The sequence below is a fragment of the Aeromonas sp. Y318-1 genome, from assembly GCF_027706125.1.
Lineage (GTDB): Bacteria > Pseudomonadota > Gammaproteobacteria > Enterobacterales > Aeromonadaceae > Aeromonas > Aeromonas hydrophila.
The window spans coordinates 595,288-603,609 of record NZ_JAPDCM010000001.1 but is presented as its reverse complement, the minus strand read 5'-3'; the positions used below and the strand labels follow the sequence as shown (position 1 = coordinate 603,609).

Annotated in this window: 7 protein-coding genes; 1 reads left to right on the top strand and 6 read right to left on the bottom strand. The window is 62.6% G+C overall.

Annotated elements, in window-relative coordinates; all coding sequences use genetic code 11:
- Nucleotides 1–354: 354 nt before the first annotated feature.
- Complete coding sequence (locus OKB87_RS02620) at nucleotides 355–957, bottom strand: helix-turn-helix domain-containing protein (RefSeq protein ID WP_139750555.1); 603 nt, start codon at nucleotides 955–957, stop codon at nucleotides 355–357.
- Nucleotides 958–1,000: 43 nt separating this feature from the next.
- Here OKB87_RS02620 and OKB87_RS02615 point away from each other — a divergent pair, with 43 nt between their 5' ends.
- A complete protein-coding gene (locus tag OKB87_RS02615) occupies nucleotides 1,001–1,696 on the top strand; it encodes a B3/B4 domain-containing protein (protein WP_270826359.1) in 696 nt (231 codons plus the stop codon).
- Between the two features lie 145 nt (nucleotides 1,697–1,841).
- Here OKB87_RS02615 and alr read toward each other — a convergent pair whose 3' ends face one another.
- The 5 genes from alr to OKB87_RS02590 all read right to left on the bottom strand — a co-directional run bounded on the left by alr (nucleotide 1,842) and on the right by OKB87_RS02590 (nucleotide 8,320).
- Nucleotides 1,842–2,954, bottom strand: coding sequence for an alanine racemase (alr, locus tag OKB87_RS02610; protein WP_270826358.1), 1,113 nt, complete (start codon nucleotides 2,952–2,954; stop codon nucleotides 1,842–1,844).
- A 475-nt stretch (nucleotides 2,955–3,429) separates the two neighbouring features.
- The gene (locus tag OKB87_RS02605) at nucleotides 3,430–5,061 is read right to left on the bottom strand and encodes a methyl-accepting chemotaxis protein (RefSeq protein WP_139390999.1); all 1,632 of its coding nucleotides are present in this window, start codon (nucleotides 5,059–5,061) and stop codon (nucleotides 3,430–3,432) included.
- 111 nt (nucleotides 5,062–5,172) lie between these two features.
- The gene (locus tag OKB87_RS02600; protein WP_270826357.1) at nucleotides 5,173–6,381 is read right to left on the bottom strand and encodes an EAL domain-containing response regulator; all 1,209 of its coding nucleotides are present in this window, start codon (nucleotides 6,379–6,381) and stop codon (nucleotides 5,173–5,175) included.
- Between the two features lie 2 nt (nucleotides 6,382–6,383).
- Complete coding sequence (locus OKB87_RS02595) at nucleotides 6,384–7,460, bottom strand: protein-glutamate methylesterase/protein-glutamine glutaminase (protein WP_017408151.1); 1,077 nt, start codon at nucleotides 7,458–7,460, stop codon at nucleotides 6,384–6,386.
- The gene (locus OKB87_RS02590) at nucleotides 7,457–8,320 is read right to left on the bottom strand and encodes a CheR family methyltransferase (RefSeq protein WP_270826356.1); all 864 of its coding nucleotides are present in this window, start codon (nucleotides 8,318–8,320) and stop codon (nucleotides 7,457–7,459) included. The genes OKB87_RS02595 and OKB87_RS02590 overlap by 4 nt, the downstream gene beginning before the upstream one ends.
- Nucleotides 8,321–8,322 lie beyond the last annotated feature (2 nt).

The window sequence follows — 8,322 nt, the reverse complement described above, 5'->3', positions numbered from 1 at the left end:
TCCCTCCCTCACCGCCAAATAAAGTAAAAGGGCCTGTCGCAAGACAGGCCCTTTTACTTTATCCGGTGACGGGCGGCTCGGTTCGAGCCCTGGTTCGACAGATGGGCCGGATAGCCCATCCGGACGGCCAGAGGCTGCCCCCCGCAGGGCGAGCGCCAGGGATGGCGCGAGTAAATCCCGACCCATAGCCCATCCATATTGAAGAACCGACCTGATGGTCGGTTTTTTGCTTTGGGCGCAGCAATATCCGTGCTCGCCACCAATTGGCAAAGGCCCCGTCGCAAGATGGGGCCTTTTGTTTATCAGGAGGCGTTGTTTATCAGGATACGGTTTGTCACCTCGCAGCGACCAGCCTCAGCCGTGCGGCTCCACCACCGTCATGGTAAAGCGCAGCACGCTGTCGCCTGCGTTGCGATAGGCGTGGGGCAGGTCGGTGCGGGCCACGGCCGAACAACCCTGAGTGACGGCAAGCTCGCTCTCCCCCAACTGCAGTTGCAGGGTACCCTGCTCGACATGAAACAGTTCCACCGTGCCGGGCGGGTGGCCGTCAGAGTCAAACTGCTCGCCGGGGTACAGTTGCCAGTGCCACAGCTCGATCATGTCCGGCCCCCGGGTGCCGGCCAGCAGGCGGGCCGAGCCGCCGAGCGGGCCCTGCCACAGGGTCGGGATGGCTTGCGGCTCGATCAGGTGCACCGTCGGGGTGCTGGCCACGTCGACGATATCGGCAACCGATACCCCGAGCGCGGCGGCCAGCTTGCACAGGATGGCGATGCTGGGGTTGGCCGCCCCCTTTTCGATTTCGACCAGCATCCCCTTGCTCACCCCGGCCCGGCGCGACAGCTCATCGAGCGACAGTCGGCCCTGTTGTCTGTACTCCTTGAGCCGGCGGGAGACGGCGGCAGTGACATGCCCCACATCGGCGCCGGCATCGGTCGTTATATTGACTCTCTTGGTCATCGGTCATTATCATGAAATAAAATAGTCGATATAAGGATATTCCATGAGATCGGTACAACCGTCAATCGCTCCCGCGCTGGCGACGCTGGCCCCGGGATTTCGGGCTATCAGCATTACCCTGCAGACCGACGAGATCGTCAATCCGGCCATCGCCGCGGAGGAGCTGGCGCAGGCCTGCCAGCGGGTTCTGCACGACCCCGCGCCCTGGACCGAGGCGCATCTGGCCGCCTGGGCCGAGGTATTCAAGGGGTTTGGCGCCAAGCCCCAGCGTACTCCCTGTTCGGCGGATGCCCTGCGCAAGCGGGTGCTGCGTGATGGCGCCCTGCCGAGCATCGATCCCGTGGTGGATCTCTACAACGCCATCAGCCTCGCCTACGCCCTTCCGGTCGGCGGGGAAAACCTGGCCGCCTATGTCGGGACGCCCCGGCTGGTCATTGCCGATGGCAGCGAAGCCTTTGACACCATGAAAGAGGGAGCGCCGGCGCAGGAGTGCCCGGAGGCGGGCGAGGTGATCTGGCGCGACGATCTGGGCGTTACCTGCCGGCGCTGGAACTGGCGTCAGGGGGTGAGAACGCGCCTGGATAGCGATGCCAGACAGATGTGGTTCATTCTGGAGAGCCTGCCCGAGATGCCGCTGGCGGCGTTGCAGGAGGCCGGTGCCAGGCTGGTGGACGGGCTGCGGCGCATGATGCCTGACGCCCGCATCGAGCAGAGCCTGGTCGGCTTCGATCTTCCTTGAACCCGGCAGCAGGGGCGCCCTTGATTCCAACGCTGAGAGGAAGGGCGTTCCTGCCGCGGTATTGCAGCTCCTGTCATGAGGAGAGGCCAACTTATTGCCTGATGAGAGCATAACAGGGCCCACATTGCAGGCCCGTACCCGCTGCTCAGGCCAGCTTCAGCATCGGCATCTGTTCGCGTTTGTCGCAATGCCTGAGATGGACCCGGCTGGTCAGGCGGGTCAGCAGCTCGTAGGGGATGGTGCCTATCTTTTCGGCCACCTGTTCCACCGGCAGCCCTTCCCCCCACAGCGTCACCTCGTCTCCCACCTTGTCGCGGGCCGTCGGTCCCAGATCGACGGTGATCATGTCCATGGAAACCCGACCCACGATGGGTACCCGGCGGCCATTGATCAGCATGGGGGTTCCTTCGGGCGCCATGCGGGGGTAACCATCCCCGTAGCCCGCCGCCACCACGCCGAGGGTGGTATTTCGATCCGCCACCCAGTGTCCCCCATAGCCGACCGCCTCGCCCTGCGCGCAGGCGCGGGTGGCGATGAGCTGGCTCTTGAGGGTCATGACCGGGCGCAGGTCATGGTCGGCGGCGAGCTGACCCGTAAACGGGGAGGCGCCGTAGAGCATGAGGCCGGGCCGGATCCAGTCGCTGCGCGATGCCGGCCAGGCGAGGATGCCGGCGGAGTTGGCCATGGCCCGCTCGCCCGGCAGATGAGCAGAGAGGCGGTTGAACTCCTCAATCTGCAACTGAGTGGCCTGGGTATCCTGTTCATCGGACTGGCTGAAGTGCGTCATCAGATGGAACGGCTGCACCACGTTGCGACAATGGCTCAGCCGCTCGATGAAGGCGGGCAACTCTTCGGCGCGCAGCCCGAGCCGGTTCATCCCGGTATCGAGCTTGAGCCACACCTTGATGGGGGCGGGCAGACTGGCCTGCTCGAGCAGTGCCAGCTGCTCCCAGGTATGCAAGGTGGTTTGCAGTTCGTGTTTCGCCAGCAGCGGCAGCGCTTCGGCACTGAAGAAGCCTCCCAGCACCAGAATGGGCTTGGTGATGGCGTTGGCGCGCAGCACCAGCGCCTCCTCGACCCTGGCCACCGCATAGGCATCGGCCTGGGCGAGTGCATGGGCCACCGGCAGCAGCCCGTGGCCATAGGCATTGGCCTTGAGTACCGCGATGATCTTGCTGTGGGGGGCATGGCGGCGCACCACGGCGAAATTGTGCTGGAGTGCATCGATATCGATGCTGGCCGTAACTGTGTTCATCATGGGGTCGGGTGTCTGCTCGATGAGAAGTTGGCTGCTGGTTTCAATCCTGATCCGGTGATCCTGGCTGCCGCGACGAGCAAACGGGGGGGCCACTGAATCATGTTGTTTTATATGCTTCAAAATGTAAAAAGATGTTATCAGTTGTTTTTTGGTTGGTAAATTATGTGGCGAATAAGAATGTGTAAATGCGCAAAATACGGGATATTCCTCTGTATAAATTTGCCTGCCAACGCTTTCTCTGGCTCCCTATGACCCAGTATTTATCACTGGTTTTGTCCCTCCAAACGGGAGGGGAATGAGGCTGTTTTGGGCTGTTTTTGATGGATGGTTGAGTGGATGCCGTGCTGATGTCGGCATTCCAGCGCCGGCCGTCGTGAGCCCGTGGCAAAGAGGAAGGGTAAAGATGGGAGCTTGATGGCAGGGTGAGGGGGAGAGACCCGCCAGGCCCATGGCCGGGCGGGTCTCGGCGTTTTTATTAGACCTTGAAGAACCCGATGCCCTGATTGAGCTGCTGGATGATGGTGGTCAGCTGAGAAGCGTCGTGATTGACGCTCTCGGCGGCGGAGACGTTCTCCAGCGACATCTGGGTGATCTCTTCCACCGACTGGGCGATGAGCTGGCTGGCGGCGGCCTGCTCGTGGAGCATGGAGCTTATCTCCTGGATCAGCTCCACCACCTTGCGGGAGCTCTGATCCACCTGGGCCATGGTTTCGCTGGATCCCTCGGTGGTCTCCCGCACCGTGCTCATGCTGTCGGAGCAGGCGTTCATTCCCTTGACCGCGCTGGTGGCCCCTTGCTGGATGGAGGTGAGCATCTCGTTGATCTCCTGGGTGGCCTGGGTGGTGCGCGCCGCCAGGGTCCGTACCTCGTCGGCTACCACGGCGAAGCCGCGGCCCATGTCGCCGGCCCGGGCCGCTTCGATGGCGGCGTTGAGCGCCAGCAGGTTGGTCTGATCCGCGACCCCCTGGATCATCACCGAGATCTGGCTGATGCGGGTGATGTCGTCAAACAGTCCCTGCACCTGCTTGGCGGAGTCGTTGACCGCCGTGGTGACCCTGAGCACCTCCTGGGAGGCGTGCTTGACCTGCTTCTCGCCGGCCTGGGCTATCTCCCCGGATTGCATCACCACGCTGTTGGCCTGATTGGCAAACGAGGAGAGCTGGGAGACGGAGGTAGTGAGCTCTTCGACCGAGGCGGCCGTGTTGGCGGTGGCGAGGGATTGCTGCTGGGAGCTGGTATTGACCTGCTCGGCCGCCGCCCCCAGCTGGGAGGCACTGGCGGTGAGGCTTTCGGCGGCATGCTGCATGGTTGAGACGATGTCGCGCAGGCTGCGGCGGGTGCTGATCATCGCCTGCTGCATGCGGGTCAGCTCGTCGTTGCCCTCAGCCTGATCCGGGGCGGTGAGCCGGCCCTGCGCCAGTTGCTGCAGATCCTGCATGATGGCGAGCAGCGGCTGGTTGATGCTGGTGCTGAGCAGCCAGCCCAGCAGCAAGGAGAGCAGCACCGAGATGGCGAGTATGGTGTAGGTGGCGGTGGTGATGTCGCTGGCAATCACGTCGCTCTCATCGTATGCCTGTTTGCCCAGCCCCTGGTTGATGTCGACCAGCTTGCTGAGCAGATCGTCCACCACCTGAAACGTGGTGGCGGCTTCGCCCTTCATCAGCTTGATGGCGCTGTCATTGTCGTTGGCTGCACTTGCCGCCATCGCCTTGTGTGCCGCTTCCTTGTAGAGCGGCCAGGCGCGGTCAAAGTCCGCCAGAGCCAGTTTCTCCGGTTCGCTCAGCTGGGTTGCCCGGTACTTGTCCAGCAAGGCGGCCATCTTCTGCTCGTGCAGATCCATATCCCTGGCAATCTTGTCCATGCCGCTTTGGGTCGGCTCGATGACGTAATCGAACAGCGAGCGGTTGTGATAGATGGCCTGCATGTTGGCGTTGGCGACATCCGTGATGGGGGTCAGGATGTTGAGGTACATGTCGTTGAGCATGTCATTGATGGTGTTGGTGTTCTGCTTGCCGTAGAGGCCGACCCCGATCAGGATGAGATTCAGCAATAGGAAGGAGACGATAAGCCGCGTCTTGATGGAGAGCTGGCGAAGTAGGTTGTTCATGGTAGCCTCATGCTTGTTTCAAGCGTCCATGCAGCGATGTCGATACTGCCGGTGTTGTTGTTATCCCGCCCTCTCAGAGCGGGGTTCCTCAATAGCGCAAAGGGACACGGCTCAGGTCGCTCTGGCCTGCCATTCCGCAAACCATTTTCCAATCTGATCGACCGGCAGCGGTCGGCTGATGTAATAGCCTTGCGCCAGTTCGCAGCCGAGCAGTGCCAGCTGCTTCCAGTCCTCTTCGGTCTCCACTCCCTCGGCGACCGTCTTGAGGTTGAGCTTCTGGCTCATGACGATCGCTGAGGTCAATATAGCCAGCTTCTTGGGGCTGCTATGGGCGTCGTGCACGAATTCCTTGTCAATCTTGATCTCGGTGAAAGGACAGCGAGATAGCTGCTTCATGGAGGAGTAGCCGGTGCCATAATCATCCATTGCGATGCCGAATCCCCGCAGTCTCAAGCGTGCCAGGGTGCCCAGCGACATGGCGAGGTTGGACATGAAAGTGGTCTCGGTGACTTCGATGATGATGGCGCTGCAGGGCAGTTGATGGGCCTGCACGATGGCAATCATGTTCTCGACCAGCTTGTCCGTCAGCAGCAGGCTGACCGGCATGTTGATGGAGCAGGTGGGGTGCTCGGACAGTGGGCCCAGGGTGGTGAGTGCCTCGCAGGTGGCGTGCAGAAACTGGTAGAAGAAATCGAGCGCCAGCTGCCCCTCTTCCAGGTGGTGAACGAAGCAGATGGGGGGGATGACCCCGTGCTCGGGATGGATCCAGCGCACCAGCGCCTCGAAGCCGTAGAGACTGGCGTCCGCCATCAGCACCTTGGGTTGCAGAAAGGGGATCAGCTGCCGGTTATCCAGCGCCTGCTGTACATCCTCGGCGGTGAAGGTGAGCTGCATCCACTTCTTGTTTTCCCGGTGTGCCAGCGGATCGCAATGCTGCAGCATGTTGCGCAGATCGCTTTGTCGCAGCGGCTTTGACAGCACGCCGATCACCTCCAGGGTGCTGGCATCGGCGATGGCGTGGATCACGTCCAGCACGTCCCGCTCGACCCCGCTCATCACGGCCACGAACATCCGGTAGTGGGTATTCTTCTCCAGGTTGCTGATGAGCTCGACTCCGTCCATGCCGGGCATGTTGAGGTCGGTCAGCAGCAGATCGATGCGCTCGAGCTGCTGCAGTTTGTTCAGGGCATCCTGACCATCATGGGCAACGTGGATCTGGCCGAACCCCAGCTCCTGCAGCAGGCAGGTCACTTCGTACTGCTGGGTGCGGGAATCATCCACCACCATGGCACTGCGGCCTTGCCATTTTTCCAATGACATAATTACACGCCTCGTAGATCCGGACGGCTGAGCGTCTGGGTAATGTGGGTGAGGGACATGACTTCATCCACTCCGCCGTGGGCTATGGCCTCTTTGGGCATGCCGAACACCACGCAACTGGCTTCATCCTGGGCGATGGTGCGTGCGCCCGTGTCGTGCAGCTCCCGCATGCCGCGGGCACCGTCATCCCCCATGCCGGTCATGATGACGCCGAGGGCGTTGCGCCCCGCACTTACCGCCACCGAGCGAAACAGCACGTCCACCGAGGGGCAGTGACGGGAGACCGGCGGCCCCTCTTTGACTTCCGCCAGATACTGGGTGCCGCTGCGCTGGATCAGCAGATGCTTGCCCCCCGGCGCTATGATGGCGACCCCGGGCAGCAGGCGATCGCCGGTCTCGGCCTCTTTCACCTCCAGCTGGGAGAGGCCGTTGAGCCGCTCGGCAAAGGAGGCGGTGAAGCGGGCCGGCATGTGCTGGACGATGGCGATCCCCGGGCAGCTGGCGGGCAGGCGGGAGAGCAGATACTCCAGCGCCTGGGTGCCGCCGGTGGAGGTGCCGAGCGCAACGATCTTCTCGGTGGTGCGAAAGGAGATCCGCTCCGCCGGCGGGGAGAGTACCTCGTCGGCGTTGCGCCTCGGGGTGACCGGCAGCGGGGCGGCACCGGGCAGCAGATTGCGCAGCTTGGCGCCAACGGCGCCCCGGATCTCCTGGATGAAGTCGTTGGCCGACTGCTGCAGGAAGCTCTTGATGCCGACGCTGGGCTTGGTGACGATGGAGATGGCCCCCGCCGACATCGCCTCCAGGGTGATCATGGCCCCCTCTTCGGTGAGGGAGGAGCAGATGATGACCGGGGTGGGGTGCTCGGCCATGATCTTCTTGAGGAAGGTGAGGCCGTCCATACGCGGCATCTCGATGTCGAGGATGATGACGTCGGGCCAGCACTTCTTCATCTGCTGCATGGCGAAGATGGGGTCGAAGGCGGCGCCGATCACCTCGATATCCTCCGCCTTGCTCAGCATCTGGGTCAGTACCTCTCTTACCAGGGCCGAGTCGTCGACGATAAGCACCCGTATGGTCATGGCAGCTCCTTGGGCTGAAGGGGCAGGCAGCGGTAGCGGGAGGGGGCCTCCTGCACCAGCGGCAGATCCTGCTGGCGGATGATCTCGGAGTGGCCGACCAGCAGGTAGCCGTCCGGGCGCAACAGGTTGCAAAGCTGCGACAGCACCCGGGCCTTGGTCTCGTCATTGAAGTAGATGAGCACGTTGCGCAGGAAGATGACGTCGAAGTTGCGCTCCGGATAGTCGCCGCATATCAGCAGGTTGAGGTTGGCAAAGGTGACCTTGCCGGCCAGCTCCGGCTTGACCCGGATCTTGCCGGCGAACTCGTCATGGCCGCGCTGAAAATAGCGCAGCCACAGATGGGGCGGCACGTGCTGGGCCCGCTCGACCGAGTAGACGGCGCGGCGGGCAAAGGGGATGACCCGGGTGTTGATGTCTGTGCCGTGGATGCTCCAGCGATCGTTGATGCCGAGCTGTTCGGCCAGCACCATGGCGGCGGAGTAGGCCTCTTCCCCGGTGGAGCAGGCGGCGGACCAGATCCGCAGCGGCTGGCGGCGAGTAGCAAGCAGCTGTTCGGCATGGTGCTTGAGCCAGCTGAAGTGCTGGGATTCGCGAAAGAAATAGGTCTCGTTGGTGGAGAGCAGGTTGATGGCGAGCTGCCGCTCGTGGGGATCGCTGGATTGATTGATCCGCTCCCAGTAGGCGTGATAGCTGGTGAGGTGCAGTGCCCGCAGCCGCTTGGCGAGCCGGGATTGCACCAGCGCCCGCTTGCAGGGGGCAAGATCGATGCCGGCCGAATTCAGGATGAAGCGGCGAAACAGATCGAACTCGCTCTGGCTGAGAGTCGGGGTGAGTTCGGACGTGAAGGGGGGCGCCACCATGG

Coding starts and splice junctions, on each gene's coding strand:
- OKB87_RS02620 (WP_139750555.1), bottom strand. CDS start 957: ATGACCAAGAGAGTCAATATAACGACCGATGCCGGCGCCGATGTGGGG.
- OKB87_RS02615 (WP_270826359.1), top strand. CDS start 1,001: ATGAGATCGGTACAACCGTCAATCGCTCCCGCGCTGGCGACGCTGGCC.
- alr (WP_270826358.1), bottom strand. CDS start 2,954: ATGATGAACACAGTTACGGCCAGCATCGATATCGATGCACTCCAGCAC.
- OKB87_RS02605 (WP_139390999.1), bottom strand. CDS start 5,061: ATGAACAACCTACTTCGCCAGCTCTCCATCAAGACGCGGCTTATCGTC.
- OKB87_RS02600 (WP_270826357.1), bottom strand. CDS start 6,381: ATGTCATTGGAAAAATGGCAAGGCCGCAGTGCCATGGTGGTGGATGAT.
- OKB87_RS02595 (WP_017408151.1), bottom strand. CDS start 7,460: ATGACCATACGGGTGCTTATCGTCGACGACTCGGCCCTGGTAAGAGAG.
- OKB87_RS02590 (WP_270826356.1), bottom strand. CDS start 8,320: ATGGTGGCGCCCCCCTTCACGTCCGAACTCACCCCGACTCTCAGCCAG.